The organism is Pseudomonas tohonis (assembly GCF_012767755.2).
Lineage (GTDB): Bacteria > Pseudomonadota > Gammaproteobacteria > Pseudomonadales > Pseudomonadaceae > Metapseudomonas > Metapseudomonas tohonis.
Genome location: NZ_AP023189.1, coordinates 933,472 through 954,434 on the forward strand (window position 1 = coordinate 933,472; position 20,963 = coordinate 954,434).

28 protein-coding genes and 1 riboswitch are annotated in these 20,963 nt (G+C 69.2%); of the genes, 20 read left to right on the forward strand and 8 right to left on the reverse strand.

Translation table 11 applies throughout. From position 1 onward, the window contains the following. Window positions 1–61 precede the first annotated feature (61 nt). The 6 genes from HSX14_RS04310 to HSX14_RS04335 all read left to right on the forward strand — a co-directional run bounded on the left by HSX14_RS04310 (window position 62) and on the right by HSX14_RS04335 (window position 4,211). Complete coding sequence (locus HSX14_RS04310; protein WP_021219636.1) at window positions 62–244, forward strand: CbtB domain-containing protein; 183 nt, start codon at window positions 62–64, stop codon at window positions 242–244. Window positions 245–255: 11 nt separating this feature from the next. After that, the gene (locus HSX14_RS04315) at window positions 256–963 is read left to right on the forward strand and encodes a CbtA family protein (RefSeq protein WP_173178856.1); all 708 of its coding nucleotides are present in this window, start codon (window positions 256–258) and stop codon (window positions 961–963) included. 73 nt (window positions 964–1,036) lie between these two features. Next, window positions 1,037–1,447: a cobalamin biosynthesis protein gene (locus tag HSX14_RS04320; protein ID WP_173178857.1), complete on the forward strand. Its 411-nt coding sequence runs from the start codon at window positions 1,037–1,039 to the stop codon at window positions 1,445–1,447. After that, entirely contained in the window at window positions 1,444–2,208 is a 765-nt protein-coding gene (gene cobM, locus HSX14_RS04325) for a precorrin-4 C(11)-methyltransferase (protein ID WP_173178858.1), read from the forward strand. Before HSX14_RS04320 ends, cobM begins: the two co-directional genes overlap by 4 nt. A 196-nt stretch (window positions 2,209–2,404) precedes the next feature. Next, window positions 2,405–3,289, forward strand: coding sequence for a sugar nucleotide-binding protein (locus HSX14_RS04330; protein WP_173178859.1), 885 nt, complete (start codon window positions 2,405–2,407; stop codon window positions 3,287–3,289). Then, entirely contained in the window at window positions 3,282–4,211 is a 930-nt protein-coding gene (locus HSX14_RS04335; protein ID WP_173178860.1) for an NAD-dependent epimerase/dehydratase family protein, read from the forward strand. Before HSX14_RS04330 ends, HSX14_RS04335 begins: the two co-directional genes overlap by 8 nt. A gap of 105 nt (window positions 4,212–4,316) precedes the next feature. Here HSX14_RS04335 and HSX14_RS04340 read toward each other — a convergent pair whose 3' ends face one another. The 5 genes from HSX14_RS04340 to HSX14_RS04360 form a co-directional block, all read right to left on the reverse strand. After that, window positions 4,317–5,009 (reverse strand): OmpW/AlkL family protein, encoded by a 693-nt coding sequence (locus tag HSX14_RS04340; protein ID WP_173178861.1) that lies wholly within the window; start codon window positions 5,007–5,009, stop codon window positions 4,317–4,319. 114 nt (window positions 5,010–5,123) lie between these two features. Beyond that, window positions 5,124–5,651, reverse strand: a complete 528-nt coding sequence (locus HSX14_RS04345; protein WP_173178862.1) for a DUF3299 domain-containing protein — start codon at window positions 5,649–5,651, stop codon at window positions 5,124–5,126. Between the two features lie 7 nt (window positions 5,652–5,658). Next, window positions 5,659–6,921 carry an ABC transporter permease gene (locus HSX14_RS04350; protein WP_173178863.1) on the reverse strand — a complete coding sequence of 421 codons (1,263 nt, stop codon included), beginning with the start codon at window positions 6,919–6,921 and terminating at the stop codon, window positions 5,659–5,661. Window position 6,922: 1 nt separating this feature from the next. After that, window positions 6,923–7,630 carry an ABC transporter ATP-binding protein gene (locus tag HSX14_RS04355; protein WP_173178864.1) on the reverse strand — a complete coding sequence of 236 codons (708 nt, stop codon included), beginning with the start codon at window positions 7,628–7,630 and terminating at the stop codon, window positions 6,923–6,925. A gap of 38 nt (window positions 7,631–7,668) precedes the next feature. After that, window positions 7,669–8,265 carry a DUF2796 domain-containing protein gene (locus HSX14_RS04360; RefSeq protein ID WP_173178865.1) on the reverse strand — a complete coding sequence of 199 codons (597 nt, stop codon included), beginning with the start codon at window positions 8,263–8,265 and terminating at the stop codon, window positions 7,669–7,671. A 128-nt stretch (window positions 8,266–8,393) separates the two neighbouring features. Here HSX14_RS04360 and HSX14_RS04365 point away from each other — a divergent pair, with 128 nt between their 5' ends. Beyond that, window positions 8,394–8,744: a hypothetical protein gene (locus HSX14_RS04365; protein WP_173178866.1), complete on the forward strand. Its 351-nt coding sequence runs from the start codon at window positions 8,394–8,396 to the stop codon at window positions 8,742–8,744. A 113-nt stretch (window positions 8,745–8,857) separates the two neighbouring features. On the opposite strand, the gene trxA is transcribed toward HSX14_RS04365, so the two are convergent. From trxA to HSX14_RS04380, 3 genes are all read right to left on the reverse strand, one after another. Then, window positions 8,858–9,727, reverse strand: coding sequence for a thioredoxin (gene trxA / locus HSX14_RS04370; RefSeq protein WP_173178867.1), 870 nt, complete (start codon window positions 9,725–9,727; stop codon window positions 8,858–8,860). A 73-nt stretch (window positions 9,728–9,800) separates the two neighbouring features. Beyond that, window positions 9,801–10,454 carry a class I SAM-dependent methyltransferase gene (locus HSX14_RS04375; protein WP_173178868.1) on the reverse strand — a complete coding sequence of 218 codons (654 nt, stop codon included), beginning with the start codon at window positions 10,452–10,454 and terminating at the stop codon, window positions 9,801–9,803. Further along, entirely contained in the window at window positions 10,451–10,888 is a 438-nt protein-coding gene (locus tag HSX14_RS04380) for a YbaY family lipoprotein (protein ID WP_173178869.1), read from the reverse strand. The genes HSX14_RS04375 and HSX14_RS04380 overlap by 4 nt, the downstream gene beginning before the upstream one ends. A 123-nt stretch (window positions 10,889–11,011) precedes the next feature. Between HSX14_RS04380 and nrdR the strand changes: the two genes are divergently transcribed. The 13 genes from nrdR to HSX14_RS04445 all read left to right on the forward strand — a co-directional run bounded on the left by nrdR (window position 11,012) and on the right by HSX14_RS04445 (window position 20,799). After that, window positions 11,012–11,476, forward strand: a complete 465-nt coding sequence (gene nrdR, locus HSX14_RS04385) for a transcriptional regulator NrdR (protein ID WP_031287756.1) — start codon at window positions 11,012–11,014, stop codon at window positions 11,474–11,476. Window positions 11,477–11,479: 3 nt separating this feature from the next. Then, window positions 11,480–12,589 carry a bifunctional diaminohydroxyphosphoribosylaminopyrimidine deaminase/5-amino-6-(5-phosphoribosylamino)uracil reductase RibD gene (gene ribD, locus HSX14_RS04390; RefSeq protein ID WP_173178870.1) on the forward strand — a complete coding sequence of 370 codons (1,110 nt, stop codon included), beginning with the start codon at window positions 11,480–11,482 and terminating at the stop codon, window positions 12,587–12,589. A gap of 139 nt (window positions 12,590–12,728) precedes the next feature. Further along, window positions 12,729–12,903, forward strand: a riboswitch (FMN riboswitch). A gap of 210 nt (window positions 12,904–13,113) precedes the next feature. After that, on the forward strand, window positions 13,114–13,776 hold the full coding sequence (locus tag HSX14_RS04395; protein WP_173178871.1) for a riboflavin synthase: 663 nt from the start codon (window positions 13,114–13,116) through the stop codon (window positions 13,774–13,776). Window positions 13,777–13,794: 18 nt separating this feature from the next. Further along, the gene (gene ribBA / locus HSX14_RS04400) at window positions 13,795–14,889 is read left to right on the forward strand and encodes a bifunctional 3,4-dihydroxy-2-butanone-4-phosphate synthase/GTP cyclohydrolase II (RefSeq protein WP_173178872.1); all 1,095 of its coding nucleotides are present in this window, start codon (window positions 13,795–13,797) and stop codon (window positions 14,887–14,889) included. Between the two features lie 61 nt (window positions 14,890–14,950). Continuing rightward, window positions 14,951–15,427, forward strand: a complete 477-nt coding sequence (ribH, locus tag HSX14_RS04405) for a 6,7-dimethyl-8-ribityllumazine synthase (RefSeq protein WP_173178873.1) — start codon at window positions 14,951–14,953, stop codon at window positions 15,425–15,427. 14 nt (window positions 15,428–15,441) lie between these two features. Continuing rightward, window positions 15,442–15,915 (forward strand): transcription antitermination factor NusB, encoded by a 474-nt coding sequence (gene nusB / locus HSX14_RS04410; RefSeq protein ID WP_111260731.1) that lies wholly within the window; start codon window positions 15,442–15,444, stop codon window positions 15,913–15,915. A 7-nt stretch (window positions 15,916–15,922) separates the two neighbouring features. Further along, the gene (gene thiL / locus HSX14_RS04415) at window positions 15,923–16,891 is read left to right on the forward strand and encodes a thiamine-phosphate kinase (RefSeq protein ID WP_173178874.1); all 969 of its coding nucleotides are present in this window, start codon (window positions 15,923–15,925) and stop codon (window positions 16,889–16,891) included. Then, entirely contained in the window at window positions 16,884–17,387 is a 504-nt protein-coding gene (locus HSX14_RS04420) for a phosphatidylglycerophosphatase A family protein (protein ID WP_173178875.1), read from the forward strand. Before thiL ends, HSX14_RS04420 begins: the two co-directional genes overlap by 8 nt. A 43-nt stretch (window positions 17,388–17,430) precedes the next feature. Beyond that, window positions 17,431–18,204, forward strand: coding sequence for a type 2 periplasmic-binding domain-containing protein (locus HSX14_RS04425; protein WP_173178876.1), 774 nt, complete (start codon window positions 17,431–17,433; stop codon window positions 18,202–18,204). Next, window positions 18,191–18,841, forward strand: coding sequence for a retropepsin-like aspartic protease family protein (locus HSX14_RS04430; RefSeq protein ID WP_173178877.1), 651 nt, complete (start codon window positions 18,191–18,193; stop codon window positions 18,839–18,841). The genes HSX14_RS04425 and HSX14_RS04430 overlap by 14 nt, the downstream gene beginning before the upstream one ends. A gap of 130 nt (window positions 18,842–18,971) precedes the next feature. Beyond that, window positions 18,972–19,586 (forward strand): GTP cyclohydrolase II, encoded by a 615-nt coding sequence (ribA, locus tag HSX14_RS04435; protein ID WP_021219661.1) that lies wholly within the window; start codon window positions 18,972–18,974, stop codon window positions 19,584–19,586. Further along, window positions 19,583–20,002 (forward strand): MFS transporter, encoded by a 420-nt coding sequence (locus tag HSX14_RS04440; RefSeq protein ID WP_173178878.1) that lies wholly within the window; start codon window positions 19,583–19,585, stop codon window positions 20,000–20,002. Before ribA ends, HSX14_RS04440 begins: the two co-directional genes overlap by 4 nt. After that, complete coding sequence (locus tag HSX14_RS04445; RefSeq protein ID WP_173178879.1) at window positions 20,002–20,799, forward strand: cobalamin-binding protein; 798 nt, start codon at window positions 20,002–20,004, stop codon at window positions 20,797–20,799. The genes HSX14_RS04440 and HSX14_RS04445 overlap by 1 nt, the downstream gene beginning before the upstream one ends. Window positions 20,800–20,963: the final 164 nt, after the last annotated feature.

Below are 20,963 nucleotides of genomic sequence, written 5' to 3' on the forward strand. Positions count from 1 at the left end.
CGCGGCCGCTTTCTTCGCACGCGTTCCTCTTGCCGACTCACCCGCACGCAGAGGAAGCACCATGTCCAGCAGCACCCTGAGCCATTCGGCCGCCGCCGTCCCCCTGTCCAAACGCCTGGCCATCGCCATCGGTGCCAGCCTCCTGGGCCTGTCGCTCGTGTACTTCGCCGGCTTCTCGCACATCGAGGCGGTGCACAACGCGGCCCACGACACCCGCCACAGCTCTGCCTTCCCCTGCCACTGAGGGGCGCGACCGTGATCAAGCGCATCGCCCAGACCGCCGGGTTCGCCGGCCTGTTCGCCGCCATCGTGCTGACCCTGCTGCAGAGCCTGTGGGTCACCCCGCTGATCCTCCACGCGGAGACGTTCGAGAGCTCGGCACCGGCCGAGCAGGCCGAGCACAGCCACGAGCACGCCGCCGGCACGCCCGCCCATGAGCACGATGCCGAGGCCTGGGCGCCCGCCGATGGCTGGCAGCGCACGCTGTCCACCGGTGGCGCCAACCTGGTGGTCGCGGTGGGCTTCGCCCTGCTCCTGGCCGCACTGTTCAGCCTGCGCGGCCCGACCCGCGCCTGGCAGGGCCTGCTCTGGGGCCTGGCGGGTTTCGCCACCTTCGCCCTGGCGCCGTCCCTCGGCCTGCCGCCGGAGTTGCCGGGCACCGCGGCCGCCGACCTGGCCCAGCGCCAGGTCTGGTGGGTCGGCACCGCCGCCTCCACCGCTGCCGGCCTCGCGCTGATCGCCTTCGGCCGCAGCTGGGTGCTGCGCCTCGTCGGGCTGGCGCTGCTGGTGATTCCCCACGTGGTGGGGGCGCCGCAGCCCGAGGTGCATTCGAGCCTGGCGCCGGAAGCCCTGGAGCACGAGTTCATCGCTGCCTCGCTGATCACCAACGCGCTGTTCTGGGGCGCCCTGGGCTGGGCCGCCGCCTGGCTGTACCAGCGTTCCGCGAGCCAAGACCTGGCGTGAGCCGGGCCGTGCCGTCGATCGACCCCGCGCAGGGCCCGGCCCTTCGCGGGGTCTTGCTTTTCAGGGCTGGCCGATGATCCGCGTGGCCGGCCTCGGCTGCCGGCGCGGCTGCCCGGAACACGAACTGCGCGAGCTGCTGGTCACCACCCTGGCCGAGCGCGGCCTGGCGGTCGGCGACCTGAGTGCCCTGGCCAGCGTCGACAGCAAGGCCGACGAGCCCGGGCTGCGCGCACTGGCGCTGTCCCTTCAGCTGCCCCTGGCGCTGCTGCCGGCCACCGAGTTGGTGGCCTGCGAGGGTCGGCTGTCCGGCGCCTCGGCCGTCGTCCTGCGGGAGACCGGCAGCCCCGGCGTCGCCGAAGCCGCGGCCCTGCTGCATGCCGAAACCCTGGCCGGCCGGCCTGCGCGATTGCTGGTGGATAAACGCCGCAGTGCCCGCGCCACCTGTGCGCTGGCCTGCATTCCCGAGGATGTGGATAACCCATGACGGTCTATTTCATCGGCGCCGGCCCCGGCGATCCGGAGCTCATCACGGTCAAGGGCCAGCGGTTGATCCGCAGCTGCCCGGTGATCCTCTACGCCGGTTCCCTGGTGCCGGAGGCGGTGCTCGACGGGCATCGTGCCGGGCAGGTGGTGAACACCGCCGAGCTGCACCTGGACGAGATCGTCCGCCTGCTGGCCGAGGCCCACGGGCGCGGCCAGGACGTGGCCCGCGTGCACTCCGGCGACCCGTCGCTGTACGGCGCCATCGGCGAGCAGATCCGCCACCTGCGGGCACTGGGCATTCCCTACGAGGTGGTGCCCGGCGTCACCGCCACCGCTGCTTGCGCCGCGTTGCTGGGTACCGAGCTGACCCTGCCGGACATCTCGCAGACGCTGATCCTCACCCGCTTCGCCACCCGTACGCGCATGCCCGAGGGCGAGTCCCTGGCGGAGCTGGCGCAGCACCGCGCGACCCTGGCGGTGCACCTGGGCGTCAGCCACCTGCCGCGCATCGTCGACGAACTGCTGCCGCACTACGGCGCCGACTGCCCGGTGGCCGTGGTGCACCGCGCCAGCTGGCCCGACCAGGACTGGGTGACCGGCACGCTGGCGGACATCGTGGAGCGGGTGGCGGGCAAGGACTTCCGTCGCACCGCGCTGATCCTCGTGGGGCGCGTGCTGGCCGCCGAAGGCTTCACCGATTCCTCGCTCTATCACCCCGATCACGCCCATCTCTATCGCCCCGCAGGGGGTGGCGACGACTGACGCGGCGTGCCGCATGGCGCGCCGCTAGTGACGCAGCGCCGGGAAATAAGCAGAATGCGTGTTCCCCGGTCGGAAACGACCGCCGGCTTGCGTGCCTGATGCCCGTCTTGGCGAACCTCCTGGTCACAGGGATGGCGCCGGTGCGGGGTCATGGCCTGATCGATAACACCCACTGGCTTTAAGCGACCTTCTGTCTATGCGTATGCGCTTGATGCTCCTGGGCGGTGGCAATGCCCTTGGCCAGGCGCTTATCCGCCTGGGGGCCGAGGATGATGTAGGGTTCCTCGCCCCGCGCCCGCCCGAACAGGGCTGGGATGCCGCCAGCCTGACCCAGCTGCTCGACGACACCCGCCCCGATGCGGTGATCAACCTCGCCTACTACTTCGACTGGTTCCAGGCCGAGGAGGCCAGCCCGGCCCGTTTCGCCGCGCAGGAACGCGCGGTCGAGCGCCTCGCCGAGCTCTGCCAGCACCACGGTATCGTCCTGCTGCAGCCCTCCAGCTACCGCGTCTTCGATGGTGCCCGGGCGACGGCCTACAACGAGAAGGACGAGACCATTCCCCTGAGCCTTCGCGGGCAGTCCCTGTGGCGCATCGAGCAGAGCGTGCGTGCCATGTGCCCCAAGCATGTGCTGCTGCGCTTCGGCTGGCTGCTGGACGACAGCAACGAGGGCATCCTCGGGCGCTTCCTCGCCCGTGCCGAGCGTGACGCCGAGCTGATGCTGGCCGACGACCGCCGCGGCAACCCGACGCCGGTGGACGACGCCGCGCGGGTGATGCTCGCCGTGCTCAAGCAGCTGGACTGCGCCGCGCCGCTCTGGGGCACCTACCACTACGGCGGCCATGAGGCGACCACCACCCTGGCGCTTGGCCAGGCGGTGCTCACCGAGGCCCGCAACCTGCGCGCGCTGAAGGTGCAGGAAATCACCCCCCAGGCCCACGCCGCCCGTCCCGATGCGGCGGACGAGCCCCAGCACGCGGTGCTGGCCTGCAAGAAAATCCTCCATACATTCGGCATCAAGCCCCGCGCGTGGCGCGCGGCGTTGCCCGCACTCCTGGACCGTTACTACCGCCATGGCTGATTCCCCCATCCTCGTTACCGGCGGCGCCGGCTTCATCGGCTCCAACCTGGTCGATGCGCTGCTGGCGCGCGGGCATTCGGTGCGCGTGCTCGACGATCTTTCCACCGGCAAGCGCAGCAACCTGCCGCTGGAGAACCCGCGCGTCGAATTCATCGAAGGCACTGTCGCCGACGCCGCGCTGGTGGCTCGCGCCATGGCCGGCTGCAAGGCGGTGGCGCACCTGGCCGCCGTGGCCTCGGTGCCGGCTTCGGTGGATGACCCGGTGTCGACCCACCAGGCCAACTTCGTCGGCACCCTCAACGTCTGCGAGGCCATGCGCCAGCACGGCGTGAAGCGCGTGACGTTCGCCTCCAGCGCCTCGGTCTACGGGCAGAACGGCGAAGGCCAGGCCATCGACGAGAACACCCCCGTCGCGCCGCTCACCCCCTACGCGGTGGACAAGCTGGCCAGCGAGCAGTACCTGGACTTCTACCGCCGCCAGCATGGCCTGGAGCCGGCGGTGTTCCGCTTCTTCAACATCTTCGGGCCGCGGCAGGACCCGTCCTCGCCCTATTCCGGGGTGATCAGCATCTTCACCGAGCGTGCGCTGGCCGGCACGCCCATCACCATCTTCGGCGATGGCGAGCAGACCCGTGACTTCGTCTATGTCGGCGACCTGGTGCAGGTGCTGGTGCAGGCGCTGGAGAACCCTGGCGTCGAGGCCGGCCCGGTGAACGTCGGCCTGCAGCGCTCCACCAGCCTGAAGGAGCTGCTCGCCGCCATCGGCAGCGTGGTGGGCGAACTGCCGGCCATCAGCTACGCCGAAGCGCGCTCGGGCGATATCCGCCATTCCCTGGCGGACAACAGCCGTCTGCTGGAGCGTTTCGCCTTCCCCGAGCCGACTCCCCTGGCGGTCGGCCTGGCCCGCTTGCTGGGCCGCTGAGTGAAGACAGGAAAGGCGCCTTCGGGCGCCTTTTCTCATCCCGCTCCCATCCCGTGATGCCAATGAAAAAGGCGCCCGAAGGCGCCTTTTCTCGTTGCGGCGGGCTTAGAACTTGTAGCCCAGGCCGACCATGTAGACCCACGGGTCGACGTCCACGTCCACCTTGGCACGCACGCCCAGGGCGGTGTTGTCGACGTAGGCGCGGGTGTCGATGTCGATGTAGCGCACCTGGGCGTTGAGCATGATGTTGTCGGTCAGCATGTAGTCGGCGCCGACCTGCCAGGCCAGGCCCCAGGAGTTCTTCGCGCGGAAGTTGTCGAAGCCGGCCGCGGTCGCGCCGCTACCCACGTGCTCGTCGTAGATCCAAGTGTAGTTGATGCCGGCGCCCAGGTAGGGCTGGAAGGCCGACTGGGATTCCAGCGGGTAGTACACGACGCTCAGGGTCGGCGGCAGGTGCTTCAGCGAGCCCAGGCTGCCGTTGGCGGCGTCGAGGGCGGTGCCCTTGATCTTCACTTCGTGCTCGAAGGGGGTGGCGGCCAGCAGTTCCAGGCCGAAGTGGTCGGTCAGCATGTAGGCGAAGTTCAGGCCCAGCTGGGTGTCGCTGTCCATGGTCGCCTTGCCGCCCAGGTCGGCGCCGGCCAGGGCGCCGCGGTCCACCTTGACGGAAGAGCTGTCGGCTTTCGGGTTGACGGTGATGGCACCGGCACGGACGAGGATGTCACCCGCCTGGTGGGCATGGGCCACCGGGGCGGCCACAGCGAGAGCGAGGAGGGAGGCGGCTAGGAACTGCGTTTTCATTGAATGGCTCCGAGGTCTTGAGCTTGTGTTGGCTGGGCTCAGTTTCGGGGAGCACGAAACGCGGCACCTTGATCTAGCTCAATGCCGCGGCGAGTTCGTTAGCAGGCTTTCTTGTCAGCTCTCGGGCGTCTCGTAGGGGTAGATCTTGCTGGCCTCCATCTGGTAGCCGGCCTCGGCCAGTTCGCTGGTGCTGGACTTCACCTGCAGCGGCCCTTCGATCCAGAACGGCTGGTAGAGCGCGTCCATCAGCACGCCCAGCTCGCTGGTGACGTGGACGATCTGGTTCGAGGGGGGCGGCGGCACGTGGATGCAGGCGCCGAAGTAGGGGACCAGGAGGAAGTCGGTCACCCGGCCTTCCTCGGTCACGTCCAGCGGCACGATGTAGCCCGGCAGCTTCACTTCCTGGCCGTCCAGGCCCTGCACCACCGGTGCCGCCGGCGACTGCTGGCTGGCGGCGGGACCCGCTTCGGCGGCGAGCGAGTCGGCCAGCTGCGAAAGGTCGTGGATGGGCGCGGGAGGCGGGGGCGGCGGAGCGTCGGCGGGGATCAGCTCGGACCAGGTCAGTTCGCGGACCTCACCGGCCCAGAGGCCGGTGGCGGTCAGCAGGATCAGGGCCGGAAGGGCCAGCAGGGCGCGTTTCATCGTGGGCTCACAGGCGAATGGACAGGCCGTCGGCCAGGGACTGCCGATAAGCGCGCCAGGCCGGCACGGCGCCCATCAGCAGGGCGGCGGCCAGGATACCGCCCAGCAGCGTCCACTCATAGCGGCTCGGTAGTGCCAGCGGCAGATAGAGGCCGTAGTTGGCCTGCACGTAGCCCTGGGCGAGGGCGATGCCGAGGTACAGCAGCACCAGCCCGAGCACCGCGCCGGCCAGTGCCAGGGCGAAGGCCTCCAGCACCAGCAGGCTGGCGATATGCCAGGGTCGCGCGCCCACCGAGCGCAGGATGGCCATTTCGCGACGGCGCTCGTTGAGGCTGGTGAGGATGGCGGTGAGCATGCCGATCAGCCCGGTGAGCACGACGAACAGCGAAACCACGAACAGCGCCTTCTCGGCCGTGCCCATCAGGCTCCAGAGCTCCTGCAGGGCGACGCCGGGGAGGATCGCCAGCAGCGGTTCGCCACGGAACTCGTTGATTTCCCGCTGCACGGCGAAGGTGGCGATCTTGCTGTTGAGGCCGAGCATGAAGGCGGTGATGGCCTTGGGTTGCAGGTCCATGGCCCGGGCCTGGTCGGCGTTGACCTTGCCGGCACCGCGCGCGGGCACGCCGTTCTGCCAGTCGATGTGCAGTGCCTCCATCCCCGCGAGGGAGATGTGCAGGGTGCGGTCCACCGGCGTACCGGTGCGTTCGAGGATGCCGACCACGGTGAAGGGCTTGTCGTCGTGCTGCACCAGGCTGACGGTGGCGACGCCGTGGGACAGCACCACCTTGTCACCCAGCTTGTACTTCAGCGCCTCGGCCACCTCGGCACCGAGCACCACGTCGAACATGTCGGAGAAGGGCTTGCCCTCGGCCAGCTTCAGCGCCTGGGCGCGGCCGTAGCGGTAGTGATCGAAATAGGCCTCGCTGGTGCCCATCACCCGGTAGCCCTTGTGCGAATCACCCAGGGAGATGGGAATGGCCCATTTCACCTTGGGGTTGTGGGCGAGGGTTTCGAAGCTGTCCCAGCGGATGTTGTTGGTGGCGTTGCCGATGCGGAACACCGAATACAGCAGCAGGTTCACCGAACCGGAGCGGGCGCCGACGATCAGGTCGGTGCCGCTGATGGTGCTGGCGAAGCTGGCGCGTGCCTCGGTGCGCACCCGCTCGACCGCCAGCAGCAGGCAGACCGAGAGGGCGATGGCGAAGACGGTGAGCAGGGCGGTGAAGCGGCGGTTGGCGAGGCTCGCCAGGGCCAGGCGGAACAGGTACATCTCAGGCCTCCTGCGGGCGCGCGGCGCGGTTCAGTTCAAGCAGCGACAGGCTGCGATCGAAGAGCGCTGCCAGGCTCTGGTCGTGGCTGACGAACAGCAGGCTGGCGCCCGCCTCGCGGCATTCGCCGAAGAGCAGCTGGAGGAAGCTTTCCCGGGCGTCGGCGTCCAGGGCCGAGGTGGGTTCGTCGGCGATCACCAGTTCCGGCTGGCCGATCAGCGCGCGGGCGGCGGCGACGCGCTGCTGCTGGCCGATGGACAGCGCGTCGGCGCGGCGCTCCAGCAGCCCGGCGGCCAGGCCCAGGTGGCCGAGCAGGGTGGTCGCGGCCTGGGCCACGCTGCCATGGCGCTGCCGGGCGCGCTGGGCGCGCAGGTGCGAGAAGTGGCAGGGCAGCTCGACGTTCTCACGCACGGAAAGGAAGGGCAGCAGGTTGAACTGCTGGAAGATGTAGCCGGTGTGGTCGACGCGGAAGCGGTCGCGGGCGCCCGAGGCCATCTTGCCCAGGTCGCGGCCCAGCAGGCTGACGCTGCCCCGGCCTGGCGTCTGCACGCCACCGAGCAGGCCCAGCAGGGTGGTCTTGCCACTGCCGCTGGGGCCCTTGAGGAAGAGGGTTTCCCCGGATCGCAGGGCGAAGGAGGGGATGTCGAGCAGTTCGGCGTGGCCCGGCCAGGCGAAGCCCAGTTCGGAGATTTCGATCAGTGTCTGGCTCATGGGTTGCCGGCCGGGTTGCCCCGGCCGGTTCATCGGATTCAGAAGCTCAGGGAGGGGTTGGCAGGGGTCAGCTCGGCGCCCTGCTGGCCCTGCGGGCCGATCAGTTGTACCTGAATTTTCTGGGTGGCGGGGAAGCGCTCGAACAGCTCCTTGAGGTCCAGGGTCTTGAGGTCCCCGGGCTTGGCGCATTCCAGCTGGTAGTGGGCGTGGACCTCGCTGTGCTCGTGGTGGTGCTCGTGGCCTTTCTCTTCGTCGTGGTCGGCGTCTTCGTGCTCATGCTCGTGGTCCGCCGGGGCGTTGCCGAACAGCGGGCTTTCCAGCTCCTGGCCGGTGACCTTGCAACCGGCGACCAGGGGCAGGGCGAACAGGTCCAGCGGCTTCTCCAGCAGGGCGCGGGCGGCGGCGACCTTGGCCTTGTCGGCGTCGCTGCTGGCGGCGTGCTCGAAGCCGACCAGGTTCATGGCCGGGCTTTCCAGCTCCAGTTCCAGGCTGTTGCCGTCCAGGGCGACGTTCATCCGCGCCACGCCGTGCTCATGGGCGCCGAGGCTGCCGTGCTCCTCGTGTTCGTGTTCGTGGGCCTGGGCGGCGGCCAGGGGCAGCAGGGCGAAGGGCAGGGCGAGGAGCAGGCGGCGCATGGGGCACTCCGGAGTCGGGTGAAATGAGGTGTTACGTTATAACAACTTTCAGATCGCCTCGCCAGTGTCGCCTGGCGCCTGGTCGAGGCACGTGGGAGCATGGCCCGATTCAACCTGGGGAGCTGGACATGCTGCGTATTCGTGGACGGATCGGCGATTGGCCGGTCGACCTGACGGTGGAAATGGACGAGGAGGACTGGCAGCGCCTGGGCGCACAGCTGCAGGTCGGCGTCGAGGCGCCAGCCGCGCCGCCCGCCGCTCCCGCCAAGGCTCCGAAGCGCAGCGATGCCCTGTGGGATACCGCGCTGGAACTGCTGCGCAACGCCGGGCGTATCGAGGGGCCGCGCCTGCTGGGCGAACTGGAAGCCCTCGCTGGCGGAGCGGCGGCCGGCAAGCGCCTGCTGGTGCGGCTGCGCCATAGCGAGCAGGTGCAGCTGGAGATGGGGGGCGATGCGCCCGTCTACGTCTGGAAGGGGTGAGCGTCGTAGGTCCGTAGGTTGGGCTGAGGTACGAAGCCCAACGTGACCCTATTGGGCATTGCATCGTTGGGCCTCGCTACGCTCGGCGCCAACCTACGGGAGCTTTTGCGCGATCAATAGATCGCCTGGTAGAGCTTGCGGCGGTAGGTGGTGACCAGCGGGTGGTCGTTGCCCAGCAGGTCGAACACCTGCAGCAGGGTCTTGTGGGCGATGCCCTCGGCGTAGCTGCGGTTGCGCACGAAGAGCTTGAGCAGGCCCTCCAGCGCCGGCTCGTACTGCTGGCGGGCCAGTTGCTGGATGCAGAGCTGGTAGCTGGCCTCGTCGTCCTCGGCGTTCTGCGCCAGGCGTGACTTCAGGTCGGCGGCTTCCGGCAGGTCGGCGGCCTGGCGCAGGAAGGTCAGCTGCGCACGGGCGCCGGCCAGGGCCTGCTTGTGCTCGTCGCTCTTCACCGCATCCAGCACCGCCTGGGCTTCGCCCAGTTCACCGCGTTCGGCCAGGCAGCGCGCATAGAGGATCAGCGCGGCGGCGTTGCTGTTGTCCTCGGTCAGCACGTCCTTGAGCAGGGCCTCGGCATCGCCGATGCGGCCATCGGCGAACAGCGCCTGGGCGGTTTCCAGCGGGTCGGCGGCGGCCGGCGCGGGTTGCTGCACATGGGGTTCGAGCATGGCGCGGATCTGCGACTCGGGCTGCGCGCCGGCGAAGCCGTCCACCGGCTGGCCGTCCTTGAACAGCACCACGGTGGGCAGGCTGCGGATGCCGAAGCGCATCACGATGTCCTGCTCGATGTCGCAGTTGACCTTGGCCAGCAGCAGCTCGCCGCGGTAGGACTCGGCGATCTGCGCCAGCAGCGGCATCAGCGCCTTGCACGGCGCGCACCACTCGGCCCAGAAGTCCACCAGGACCGGCTTGTGGAAGGAGTTCTGGATCACCGCCTGGTCGAAGTCGGCGGCGGTGGTATCGAAGATGTAGGGCGTGTCGCTCATCGGAGGTTCTCGAGTGCGCAAGGGTGGACGAATGATACGGCCGCCGCATGCAGCCGCCTACCGGGGCCCGCCGTTATCTCGCTGCGTGGTACAGGCTCACGTGGCGGAATTGCTCGGGCTCGGCCAGGTCCGGCCAGGTGCAGGCTTCGAGCATCGCCAGGCGGCGGTACTGGGGGTGGGCGAAGTCGCGGACGCGGGAGTCGGCCACCAGGGCTTCGCGGCCACGGCTGAGGAAGTGGTCGAGCAGGGGCAGGTTGGCGCGGTCGTAGAGCACGTCGGCGACCACGACCAGGTCGAAGCGGTCGGCTTCGGCGAAGAAGTCCCCGGAGTAGCCCAGCTCCACGCCATTGAGCTCGGCGTTGGCGCGGCAGGACTCCAGGGCCAGCGGGTCGAGGTCGCAGGCCACCACTTCCGCGGCGCCCGCCCTGGCCGCGGCGATGGCGGCCACGCCCGAGCCCGCGCCGAAGTCCAGCACGCGCTTGCCGGCCACCCATTCCGGGCGCTCGGCGAACCAGCGCGCCAGGGCCAGGCCGCTGGCCCAGCAGAAACACCAGTAGGGCGGCTCCTCGAGGATGCGGCGGGTCTCATCGGGGTCGAAGGCGCGATCCATGTTGCCGCCGTCGATCAGCCACAGGCGCAGGTCGGTGCCCGGCAGTCTCTCGGCGTTCAGGCGGGCGTCGCCGAGCAGTTGGCCGAGGGCGCGTTGCAGCGCTGCGGGCGCCTTCACGGCGCGCGTTCCAGCTGCAGTTGGCCAAGGGCCTGGCTCTCGGCCTGGAGGATGCGTCGCGGCGCCAGGCGCTGCACCAGCTGGCCGGACTGGCTGACGCGCGCGCGCAGCTCCACGCGCTCGCCCTGGGGGAACACCTCGGGGTTGAAGGTCAGCTTGAACGGCAGCGCCTGGCCCGTGCCCGCCAGGCGCACGCTGCCGAGCAGGCGTTGTGGGCGGTCGCGGCCGTCGATCACCAGCAGCGCCATCTCCACTTCGCTGCCGGCCGGGGCCCCGAGCAACTGGCCCTTGAGCTCGCGCAGGTGCGCGGGTGTCGGCTCCTCGACCTGGACCCGCTGCTGGGCCGGCCTGGGGGTGGGCTTGGGCTCGGCGGGCGGTTCGCTGGAACAGGCGGCCAGCAGGGCTGCGAGGAAAAGGACGGAAAGGGCGCGCATCGGTGACTCCTGGCCTTTGTTGCGGAGGGCTCTGGGCGGCCTTATAACGCAAAGCCCGCGGCTTGTCTTGCCGGGGAGATGCGCTACCATGTGGCCTTCTTTTTCCGCAGTCACCTCCCCACCATGCACTGTCCCTTCTGTGGCGCCCATGACACCAAGGTGATCGATTCGCGACTGGTCGCTGAAGGCGATCAGGTCCGCCGCCGCCGCGAATGCCTGGCGTGCGAGGAACGCTTCACCACCTTCGAGACCGCCGAACTGGTCATGCCCCGGCTGATCAAGCAGGACGGCAGCCGCCAGCCCTTCGATGAGGAGAAGCTTCGCGCCGGCATGCAGCGCGCGCTGGAGAAGCGCCCGGTGAGCATCGAGCGCCTCGAAGAAGCCATCGCCCATATCAAGCACAAGCTGCGCGCCACCGGCGAGCGCGAGGTGAAGTCCCGCGTGCTCGGCGAACTGGTGATGCTCGAGCTGCAGAAGCTCGACGAAGTGGCCTATATCCGATTCGCCTCGGTCTACCGTCGATTCCAGGACCTCAACGAGTTCCGCGAGGAGATCGAACGCCTGGCCCGAGAGCCCTCGAAAGACTAAGGCATGACCCAGAACGATCAGGCCTTCATGGCCCGCGCACTCGAGCTGGCCCGCAAGGGCCTGTACTCCACGCACCCCAACCCTCGTGTCGGCTGCGTGATCGTCCGGGACGGGCGCATCGTCGGCGAGGGCTGGCACGCCCGTGCCGGCGAGCCCCACGCCGAGGTCCATGCCCTGCGCCAGGCCGGCGACAAGGCCCGTGGTGCCACCGCCTACGTCACCCTCGAACCCTGCAGCCACCACGGCCGCACCCCACCCTGTGCCGACGCCCTGGTGAACGCCGGGCTGGCCCGTGTGGTGGCCGCGATGCAGGACCCCAACCCCGAAGTCTCCGGCCGTGGCCTGCTGCGCCTGATGCAGGCCGGCATCGCCGTGCAGAGCGGCGTGCTGGAGGCCGAGGCGCGCGAACTCAATGCCGGCTTCATCAAGCGCATGGAGCAGGGGCTGCCCTTCGTCCGGGTCAAGCTGGCGATGAGCCTGGACGGCCGCACCGCCATGGCCAGCGGCGAGAGCCAGTGGATCACCGGCCCCGCCGCCCGCGCCGCCGTGCAGCGCCTGCGCGCACGTGCCAGCGTGGTGCTGACCGGTGCCGACACCGTGCTCGCCGACGATGCGCGCCTTACCGTGCGCCCCGACGAACTGGGCCTGAATGCCGAACTCACCGCGCTGGCGCTGGACCGTCCGCCGCTGCGCGTGCTGGTCGACGGCCGCCTGCGCGTGCCCCTGTCCGCCCCCTTCTTCCAGGCCGGGCCTGCGCTGGTGGCCACCTGTGCCGCTGCCGCTGCGCGCGACCGCTTCCACGACGACGGCCACGAACTGCTGGCGGTGCCGGGCAGCAACGGCCACGTCGACCTCAAGCGCCTGCTGGGCGAGCTGGCCGCGCGTGGCGCCAACGAGGTGCTGGTCGAAGCCGGCCCCCGCCTGGCGGGCGCCTTCGCCCGTGCCGGGCTGGTGGACGAGTACCAGATCTTCATGGCCGGCCGCTTCCTCGGCTCCAGCGCCAGGCCCCTGCTGGACTGGCCCCTGGCACGGATGGCCGAGGCACCGCAGTTGAAGATCGTCGGCATCCGCCCGGTCGGGGACGACTGGCGGATCATTGCGGTGCCTTTGTGAAGGCAGCGGCAAGCTTCAAGCCTCAAGCTAGAAGCTAGAAGCCGGCACACTTGTCGCTTGCAGCTTGCAGCTTGCAGCTTGCAGCTTTCCCCTTTCCCCTCCTTGTGTTAAAAACTCGCCTCGGCCACGCAAGTGGCCGAATCGTTCTCAGGGCGGGGTGAAAGTCCCCACCGGCGGTAATTGCGCGTTGCGCATAGCCCGCGAGCGCTCATCCAGACAGCCGACTGCCAGCAGCGGACAGTCCTGGATGAGGTCAGCAGACCCGGTGTGATCCCGGGGCCGACGGTCATAGTCCGGATGAAGAGAGAACGGGATTGCCTGCCTGGGCGTGCGCCTGCACGCCTGCGAAGTCCCTTTCGATCCAACGTGCCCTGTTTTTCCATAAACAGGAGTCCAACGATGTCCCATACCTTTCTCCCGGCGCTCGCAGCATCGTCTGCGTGGATGTCCGCGGCGGTTTCCCGGGTGCCTATAATGCGTTCCCGGGCCTCGTGCCCCGGCCGTTCCCTTGCAGTGGAGGTCCCATGTTCACCGGCATAATCGAAGCGATCGGCAGCATCCGTGCGCTCACCCCGAAGGGCGGTGACGTGCGCGTCTACGTGGCCACCGGCAAGCTCGACCTGGGTGACGTCAAACTCGGCGACAGCATCGCGGTCAACGGCGTCTGCCTCACCGCGGTGGAGCTGCCCGGCGACGGCTTCTGGGCCGATGTGAGCCGCGAGACCCTGGCCCGCACCGCCTTCATCGACCTGAAGACCGGCAGCAAGGTCAACCTCGAGAAGGCCCTGACCCCCACCAGCCGCCTCGGCGGGCACCTGGTCAGCGGTCATGTCGATGGCGTGGGCGAGGTCGTGGCACGGGAAGACAACGCCCGTGCCGTGCAATTTCGGATCCGCGCACCGCGTGAACTGGCGAAATACATAGCCCTGAAGGGGTCGATCACCGTCGACGGCACGAGCCTGACGGTGAACGCGGTCAATGGCGCCGAATTCGAGCTGACCATCGTCCCGCACACCCTGGACGAGACCATCATGGCCGACTACCGGCCGGGTCGGCAGGTCAACCTCGAGGTCGACCTCCTGGCGCGCTACCTGGAGCGCCTGCTGCTCGGCGACAAGGCCGCCGAGCCCGCCGCCTCGGGCCTGACCGAAAGCTTCCTCGCCGAACACGGCTACCTCAAACACTGAATCCATTAAGGAGGGCCCATGGCTCTCAATACCGTTGACGAACTGATCGAAGACATCCGCCAGGGCAAGATGGTCATCCTCATGGATGACGAGGACCGCGAGAACGAAGGCGACCTGATCATGGCCTCCGAGTGCGTGCAGGCCGAGCACATCAACTTCATGGCGCGCTTCGCCCGTGGCCTGATCTGCATGCCCATGACCCGCGAGCGCTGCGAGACCCTCAAGCTGCCGCTGATGGCGCCGCGCAACGGCTCCGGCTTCGGCACCAAGTTCACCGTCTCCATCGAGGCCGCCGAAGGCGTCACCACCGGCATCTCCGCCGCCGACCGCGCGCGCACCGTGCAGGCCGCCGCCGCCAAGAACGCCAAGGCCGACGACATCGTCAGCCCCGGCCACATCTTCCCGCTGATGGCCCAGCCCGGCGGCGTGCTGGCCCGCGCCGGCCACACCGAGGCGGCCTGCGACCTGGCGCGCATGGCCGGCTTCGAGCCGTCCGGGGTGATCTGCGAGGTGATGAACGACGACGGCACCATGTCCCGTCGTCCCGAGCTGGAGGCCTTCGCCGCCGAGCACGGGATCAAGATCGGCACCATCGCCGACCTCATCCACTACCGCCTCATCCACGAACGCACCGTCGAGCGCATCGCCGAGCAGCCGCTGGACAGCGAGCTGGGCCAGTTCAACCTGGTGACCTACCGCGACGCCGTCGAAGGCGACGTGCACATGGCCCTGACCCTGGGCACCATCAGCCCGGAAGAGCCGACCCTGGTGCGCGTGCACAACATGGACCCGCTGCGCGACCTGTTCATGGTCAACCAGGAAGGTCGCTGGAGCCTGCGCGCGGCGATGAAGGAAGTGGCCAAGGCCGGCAGCGGCGTCGTGCTGCTGCTGGGCAACCCGCTGACCGGCCCGCAGCTGCTGGCGCACCTGGAGCGCCAGCTGGGCAGCGATGCCAAGGTCACCAACCCCGCGACCTACAGCACCGTCGGGGCCGGCTCGCAGATTCTCCGCGATCTCGGTGTGCGCAAGATGCGCCTGATGAGTTCGCCGATGAAGTTCAATGCGATATCCGGTTTCGACCTGGAAGTTGTAGAATACCTGCCCGCTGAATGACCCGTAGGGCGCGTCACCTGCCGTGAACGCGCCCTCGCTCTTTAATGAACGAGAACTCGCCATGACCCTGAAGACCATCGAAGGTACCTTCATCGCCCCCAAAGGCCGCTTCGCCCTGGTGGTCGGCCGCTTCAACAGCTTCGTCGTAGAAAGCCTGGTGAGCGGCGCCATAGACGCCCTGGTACGCCACGGCGTGAATGAAAGCGACATCACCATCATCCGTGCACCGGGTGCCTTCGAGATCCCGCTGGTGGCGCAGAAAGTCGCCCAGCGCGGCGAATACGCAGCGATCATCGCCCTCGGCGCCGTGATCCGTGGCGGCACCCCGCACTTCGAATACGTCGCCGGTGAGTGCACCAAGGGCCTGGCCCAGGTGTCCATGGAATTCGGCGTACCGGTCGCCTTCGGCGTGCTGACGGTCGACTCCATCGAGCAGGCCATCGAACGCTCCGGCACCAAGGCCGGCAACAAGGGCGCCGAAGCCGCCCTGTCCGCCCTCGAAATGGTCAGCCTGCTGGCGGCCTTGGAGGCCAAGTGAGTTTCAACAGCGACATCGACAACCCGGACGAAGGCAAGAAGCCCGTAGCCAAGGGCAAGACCGCCGCCCGTCGCCAGGCCCGCAGCCTGGCCGTCCAGGCCCTGTACCAGTGGCACATCGCCCGCCAGCCGCTCAACGAGATCGAGGCGCAGTTCCGCGTCGACAACGATTTCGCGGCCGTCGACGGTGCCTACTTCCACGAGATCCTCCACGGCGTACCGCGCCAGGTGACCGAGATCGACGAGGCCTTCACGCCTTGCCTGGACCGGCCCCTGGCGGAGGTCGACCCGGTCGAGCTCGCCGTGCTGCGCCTCTCCACCTACGAGCTGCGCAACCGCATCGACGTGCCCTACCGCGTGGTGATCAACGAAGGCATCGAGCTGGCCAAGGTCTTCGGCGCCACCGACGGGCACAAGTTCGTCAACGGCGTCCTCGACAAGCTGGCACCGCTGCTGCGTGCCGCCGAGGTCCGTGGCGCCAAGCGCTGACCGATGAATGGGTGAGTTCGAGCTGATCCGCCGCTACTTCGTCGCCGCTGCCTGTGCAGCGGCCGGCGAGGGCATCGCGCTCGGCATCGGCGACGACTGCGCCCTGCTGCAACTCCCCGCCGGCGAACAGCTGGCGGTCTCCACCGATACCCTGGTCGCCGGGGTGCATTTCCCCGTCCTGTGCGATCCCTTCCTGCTCGGCCAGCGCGCCCTGGCGGTTTCCGTCAGCGACCTGGCCGCCATGGGCGCCACGCCCGTCGGCTTCACCCTCGCCCTGACCTTGCCGGCCGCCGATGCGGACTGGCTGCAAGGCCTAGCCCGTGGCCTCGACGCCATGGCCCGCGACTGCGCCATCTCCCTGATCGGCGGCGACACCACCCGTGGGCCGCTGAGCCTGACCCTCACCGTGTTCGGCCGCGTGCCCGCCGGTCAGGCCCTGACCCGAGCCGGTGCCCGTCCCGGCGACCTGCTCTGCGTCGGCGGCAGCCTGGGCGACGGCGCCGGCGCCTTGCCCCTGGTGCTCGGCGAGCGCGACGACGACAGCCACGAGGCCCGTGCGCTGCTCGCCCACTACTGGTCGCCGCCGCCGCAGATCGGCCTCGGCCTCGCCCTGCGTGGCAAGGCCAGCGCGGCGCTGGACATTTCCGATGGCCTGCTCGCCGATTGCGGGCACATCGCCGCTGCCTCCGCTGTCGCACTGGTGGTGGAGCGCGAGCGCCTGCCGCTGTCCGCCGGCCTGCGTGCGCTCTACCCGCGCGAGCCGGCCCTGAACCACGCCCTGGCCGGTGGCGACGACTACCGCCTGGCCTTCACCCTGCCGCCGCAGCACCTGGCGTCCCTGCTGGCCGAATGGCCAGGGGTCACCGTGATTGGCCGTGTCGAGGCGGGCACGGGCGTGCACCTGCTCGATGCCGACGGCAGGGACATCCGGCCGCCGGCACGGGGCTTTCAACATTTCGGGAGTCAAGGTGACTGATCATCCGCAGCAAGCGCCGGCCCAGCCGGTCCCGCCCTCGGTCTGGCGCAACCCCTGGCATTTCCTCGCCTTCGGTTTCGGCTCCGGGACCCTGCCCAAGGCCCCCGGCACCTGGGGCTCGCTGGTGGCGCTGCCGTTCATCCCGCTCTGGCAGATGCTGCCCGACTGGGGCTACTGGCTGATGCTCGGGCTGACCATGCTGTTCGGCTTCTGGCTGTGCGGCAAGGTCGCCGACGACCTGCGCGTGCACGACCACGAGGGCATCGTCTGGGACGAGATGGTCGGCATGTGGATCACCCTCTGGCTGGTGCCCGAGGGGTGGCAGTGGCTGCTGCTAGGCTTCCTGGTATTCAGGTTCATGGACATCCTCAAGCCCTGGCCGATCCGCTGGATCGACCGGCATGTCCATGGCGGCGTCGGCATCATGCTCGACGACGTGCTGGCCGGCGTCTTCGCCTGGCTGGCGATGCAACTGATCGTCTGGGGCCTGGGCTAGTCCGGCCGGGCGGGCACTTGGCGGGAGCGGAGCGGGAGTGAAGATGCGCGGCTGGTTGATTGGTCTGCTGGCGATGATGGCGGCGCCCTGGGCGCTGGCCACGGACGTGCCGGGCGACACGCCCGGGGCGGGCCCGGCGGAAGTGGTCATCGCCGCGGAAGTCTGGGACGCGCACACCGAGGCCGACGGCACCGGCCTCGGCTGGGACGTTTTGCGCAAGGTCTTCGAGCCGGTCGGCGTGCGCCTGCGCATCCGCTCCGTGCCCTACACCCGCTCCATCGGCCTGGTGAAGCGCGGCGAGGCGGACGCCTGGGTCGGCTCCTACCGTGACGAAGTGCCCTGGGCCCTCTACCCCCGCTGGAACTACGACGCCGACCGCATCAGCGCCCTGGGCCTCACCGGCTCGCCGGTGCCGACCCTGGCCGGGCTCGGGCAGTACCGCCTGGTATGGATGCGTGGCTACGGATACGAGCGCTATCTGCCGAACCTGACCCACTTCAAGGAAATCGAGCGCCGGGGCGGTATCCTTTCGATGCTCGACCTCGGTCACGCCGACTACTACATCGACGCGCGCACCGAGGTCGACGAAGTGCTGCGCCAGAGCCCGACCCCCGAGAACTACCGTGCCACCTTCCTGACCCGGCTCAAGCTCTATGTCGGCTTCGGCGACACGGCCCGGGGGCGCGAGTTCGCCGCGTTGTTCGACGAGCGCATGGCGCGCCTGGTGCACAACGGCGAACTGCGCGCCGTATTCGCCCACTGGGGCCAGCCCTATCCCTTCGACCCGGAACCGGAGAACACCCATGCGTCGCCTTGATCTGCTCTGCGCCGGCCTGCTGCTGGCGTACTGCGGCGCCCTCCACGCCGAACCCCAGGTGCAGGTGGTCGGCCTCTTCCCCAACGCCGCGGTGATCAGCGTCGACGGCCAGCGCAAGCTGGTGAAGGTCGGCCAGACCGGCCCCGGCGGCGTCGAGGTGGTCAGCGCCAGCAGCCGTGGCGCCGTGTTGCGCGTCGGCGGCATCGAGCGCACCTACGAACTGTCCCGCGAGTACAACCAGGCCGGCGCCAGCGCCCCGCAGAAGACCCAGATGAGCATCGCCCGTGGCAACAACGGCCACTTCATGGTGGCCGGCGCCATCGAAGGCCATCCCGTGCAGTTCATGGTCGACACCGGTGCCTCCACCGTCGCCATGAGCGAGAACCAGGCGCGCATCCTCGGCATCGACTACCGCGTCACCGGCAAGCCGATGACCGCCAGCACCGCCTCCGGCACCGTGCGTGCCTGGCGGGTGGTCTTCGACCGGGTCAAGGTCGGGCCGCTGGAAGTGCTCGGCGTCGAAGGCGCCGTGGTCGAGGGCGACGCGCCCGTCGACGTGCTGCTGGGCATGAGCTTCCTCAACCGCGTGCGCTGGCGCGAGGACCAGGGCGTGCTGCTGCTCGAATCGAAGATCTAGGCGAGGTTCGGCGGGCCTCGCGGGCGCGATGGTCCTAGCGTTTCGATCCTTATCCCCAACTATTCAGTCTGACCGGCCGGTTAATGCTGCTGATACAATGCCGGCCTTTCGAAACCCCAGGAGATCCGTGGTGTCCGTCGTCTTCGTCGCCGCCTCCCAACTGCCCACGCCCTTCGGCCTGTTCACCATGCACGGCTTCCTCGACCAGGCCAGCGGCAAGGAACACGTCGCCCTGACCATGGGCGAGTTCGCCGACGGCGCCCCGGTGCTCGGCCGCCTGCATTCCGAATGCCTGACCGGCGACGCCCTGTTCAGCCTGCGCTGCGACTGCGGCTTCCAGCTCGAGGCCGCCCTGCGCGCCATCGCCGAGGAAGGCCGTGGCGTGCTGCTCTACCTGCGCCAGGAAGGCCGTGGCATCGGCCTCCTGAACAAGATCCGCGCCTACGAACTGCAGGACGGCGGCGCCGACACGGTCGAAGCCAACGAGCGCCTGGGCTTCGGCGCCGACCAGCGCGACTACGCCATCTGCCTGCCGATGCTCGACCACCTGGGCATCTCCGGCATCAAGCTGATGACCAACAACCCGCGCAAGGTGAAGGCCCTGGAAGGCTTCGGCATCCGCGTCGCCGAACGCGTGCCGCTGCAGACCGGCCTCAACCCGCACAACAAGAAGTACCTGGCGACCAAGGCCGGCAAGCTCGGCCACATGCTCGGCAGCCTGCACCAGGGCGAAGTCGAGCTATGACCCGCAACCAGGTGCGCCGCAAGCTGGGCCTGGAATGGTGGGCCTACCTCGCCATCGCCCTGGCCCCGCTGTTCGTGCTCAACCTGCTGTTCGGCTCCGGCGAGCCGGTGTTCCCCGCCCTGGAGATGCCGTTGTTCCTGGCGGCGATGATCTCCATGTTCATCAGCCTGCCGCTGTTCCGCGGCTACAAGCGCGCCCTGATCGCCACCGAGGAAGCCCTCGACAGCGAAGAAGAGCCCGCCGCCTGGATCGCCCTGGCCAGCGCCCGTCGCGTCGCCTTCCTCGGCGCCGGCCTGCCGGCCTGGATCGGTGCGGTGGCCGTGTTCGCCGGCCTCAACGCCGTGGCCCTGGTGCTGCTGGCCCTCGGCAGCGTGGTGATCTTCAGCCTCTACCGCATACCCCGCCAGCTGGCCTGATGCGCGGCCTGCTCGGCGCTTTGCTGCTGTGCCTGGCCTTGCCGGCGACGGCGCAGCTGCGCATCGTCAGCCTCGCCCCCTCCCTGACCGAAATCATGCTCGAACTCGACGCCGGCGACCTGCTGGTGGGCGTGCTCGATGGCGGCGAGCGTCCGGCCGGGCTGGCCGACCTGCCCAGCGTCGGCCGCTACGGCCAGCTGGAGATCGAAAGCCTGCTGGCACTCGAGCCCGACCTCGTGCTGCTGTGGCCCGACAGTGTCGGTGCCGCCGGGCGTGAACAGCTGCGCCGCACCCCCATCGCACAGTTGCAGGTGGAGCCGCGCGAACTCGACGAACTCGCCGGGCTGTTCGCCGAAGTCGGCGAGCGGGTAGGGCGAGCCGAATGCGGCCGGGAGCTCAGCCGGCGCTTCGCCGCCGGGCTCGCCGAGCTGCGCGGCACGTACCGCCGCGACGTGCCGCTGCCGGTGTTCTACCAGGTGTGGGACAAACCGCTGTACACCCTCGGCGGGCGGCAGATCGTCAGCGACGCCTTGCGCGTCTGCGGCGCCGAGAACGTCTTCGCCGACCAGCGCCTGCCCGCGCCCCAGGTCAGCATCGAATCCGTCCTGCAGCGCCAGCCCCGCGTCATCCTCGTCAGCGAACCGGCCCACGCCGCCGCCTGGCAGGCCTGGCCGCAGATCCCCGCCGTCGCCGCCGGCCAGGTGTGGCCGGTGCCCGACCGCGGCCTGGAGCGCCCCAGCTTCCAGATGCTCGACGCCACCCGGAAGCTCTGCGAGCGCCTCGCCAGCGCTCGTTGAGCTCCGCCCGACGCAGCCTACGAAAGACGCCATCCGCAGCGAGCACCCAGCGGGCTGTAGGGTGGATGACGCTTCACCCATCCACCATGGGCAGGCAGGAGTCGATGGGTTTGGCGCCGAGGCTGGTCGGCACCTCGATGGCGGATGAAAAGAGCGTCACCCAC

Excerpts from the sequence above, each read along its gene's own strand:
- HSX14_RS04310 (WP_021219636.1), top strand. The coding sequence starts at position 62 with ATGTCCAGCAGCACCCTGAGCCATTCGGCCGCCGCCGTCCCCCTGTCC.
- HSX14_RS04320 (WP_173178857.1), top strand. The coding sequence starts at position 1,037 with ATGATCCGCGTGGCCGGCCTCGGCTGCCGGCGCGGCTGCCCGGAACAC.
- cobM (WP_173178858.1), top strand. The coding sequence starts at position 1,444 with ATGACGGTCTATTTCATCGGCGCCGGCCCCGGCGATCCGGAGCTCATC.
- HSX14_RS04330 (WP_173178859.1), top strand. The coding sequence starts at position 2,405 with ATGCGTATGCGCTTGATGCTCCTGGGCGGTGGCAATGCCCTTGGCCAG.
- HSX14_RS04335 (WP_173178860.1), top strand. The coding sequence starts at position 3,282 with ATGGCTGATTCCCCCATCCTCGTTACCGGCGGCGCCGGCTTCATCGGC.
- HSX14_RS04340 (WP_173178861.1), bottom strand. The coding sequence starts at position 5,009 with ATGAAAACGCAGTTCCTAGCCGCCTCCCTCCTCGCTCTCGCTGTGGCC.
- HSX14_RS04345 (WP_173178862.1), bottom strand. The coding sequence starts at position 5,651 with ATGAAACGCGCCCTGCTGGCCCTTCCGGCCCTGATCCTGCTGACCGCC.
- HSX14_RS04350 (WP_173178863.1), bottom strand. The coding sequence starts at position 6,921 with ATGTACCTGTTCCGCCTGGCCCTGGCGAGCCTCGCCAACCGCCGCTTC.
- HSX14_RS04355 (WP_173178864.1), bottom strand. The coding sequence starts at position 7,630 with ATGAGCCAGACACTGATCGAAATCTCCGAACTGGGCTTCGCCTGGCCG.
- HSX14_RS04360 (WP_173178865.1), bottom strand. The coding sequence starts at position 8,265 with ATGCGCCGCCTGCTCCTCGCCCTGCCCTTCGCCCTGCTGCCCCTGGCC.
- HSX14_RS04365 (WP_173178866.1), top strand. The coding sequence starts at position 8,394 with ATGCTGCGTATTCGTGGACGGATCGGCGATTGGCCGGTCGACCTGACG.
- trxA (WP_173178867.1), bottom strand. The coding sequence starts at position 9,727 with ATGAGCGACACGCCCTACATCTTCGATACCACCGCCGCCGACTTCGAC.
- HSX14_RS04380 (WP_173178869.1), bottom strand. The coding sequence starts at position 10,888 with ATGCGCGCCCTTTCCGTCCTTTTCCTCGCAGCCCTGCTGGCCGCCTGT.
- nrdR (WP_031287756.1), top strand. The coding sequence starts at position 11,012 with ATGCACTGTCCCTTCTGTGGCGCCCATGACACCAAGGTGATCGATTCG.
- ribD (WP_173178870.1), top strand. The coding sequence starts at position 11,480 with ATGACCCAGAACGATCAGGCCTTCATGGCCCGCGCACTCGAGCTGGCC.
- HSX14_RS04395 (WP_173178871.1), top strand. The coding sequence starts at position 13,114 with ATGTTCACCGGCATAATCGAAGCGATCGGCAGCATCCGTGCGCTCACC.
- ribBA (WP_173178872.1), top strand. The coding sequence starts at position 13,795 with ATGGCTCTCAATACCGTTGACGAACTGATCGAAGACATCCGCCAGGGC.
- ribH (WP_173178873.1), top strand. The coding sequence starts at position 14,951 with ATGACCCTGAAGACCATCGAAGGTACCTTCATCGCCCCCAAAGGCCGC.
- thiL (WP_173178874.1), top strand. The coding sequence starts at position 15,923 with ATGGGTGAGTTCGAGCTGATCCGCCGCTACTTCGTCGCCGCTGCCTGT.
- HSX14_RS04425 (WP_173178876.1), top strand. The coding sequence starts at position 17,431 with ATGCGCGGCTGGTTGATTGGTCTGCTGGCGATGATGGCGGCGCCCTGG.
- HSX14_RS04430 (WP_173178877.1), top strand. The coding sequence starts at position 18,191 with ATGCGTCGCCTTGATCTGCTCTGCGCCGGCCTGCTGCTGGCGTACTGC.
- HSX14_RS04440 (WP_173178878.1), top strand. The coding sequence starts at position 19,583 with ATGACCCGCAACCAGGTGCGCCGCAAGCTGGGCCTGGAATGGTGGGCC.
- HSX14_RS04445 (WP_173178879.1), top strand. The coding sequence starts at position 20,002 with ATGCGCGGCCTGCTCGGCGCTTTGCTGCTGTGCCTGGCCTTGCCGGCG.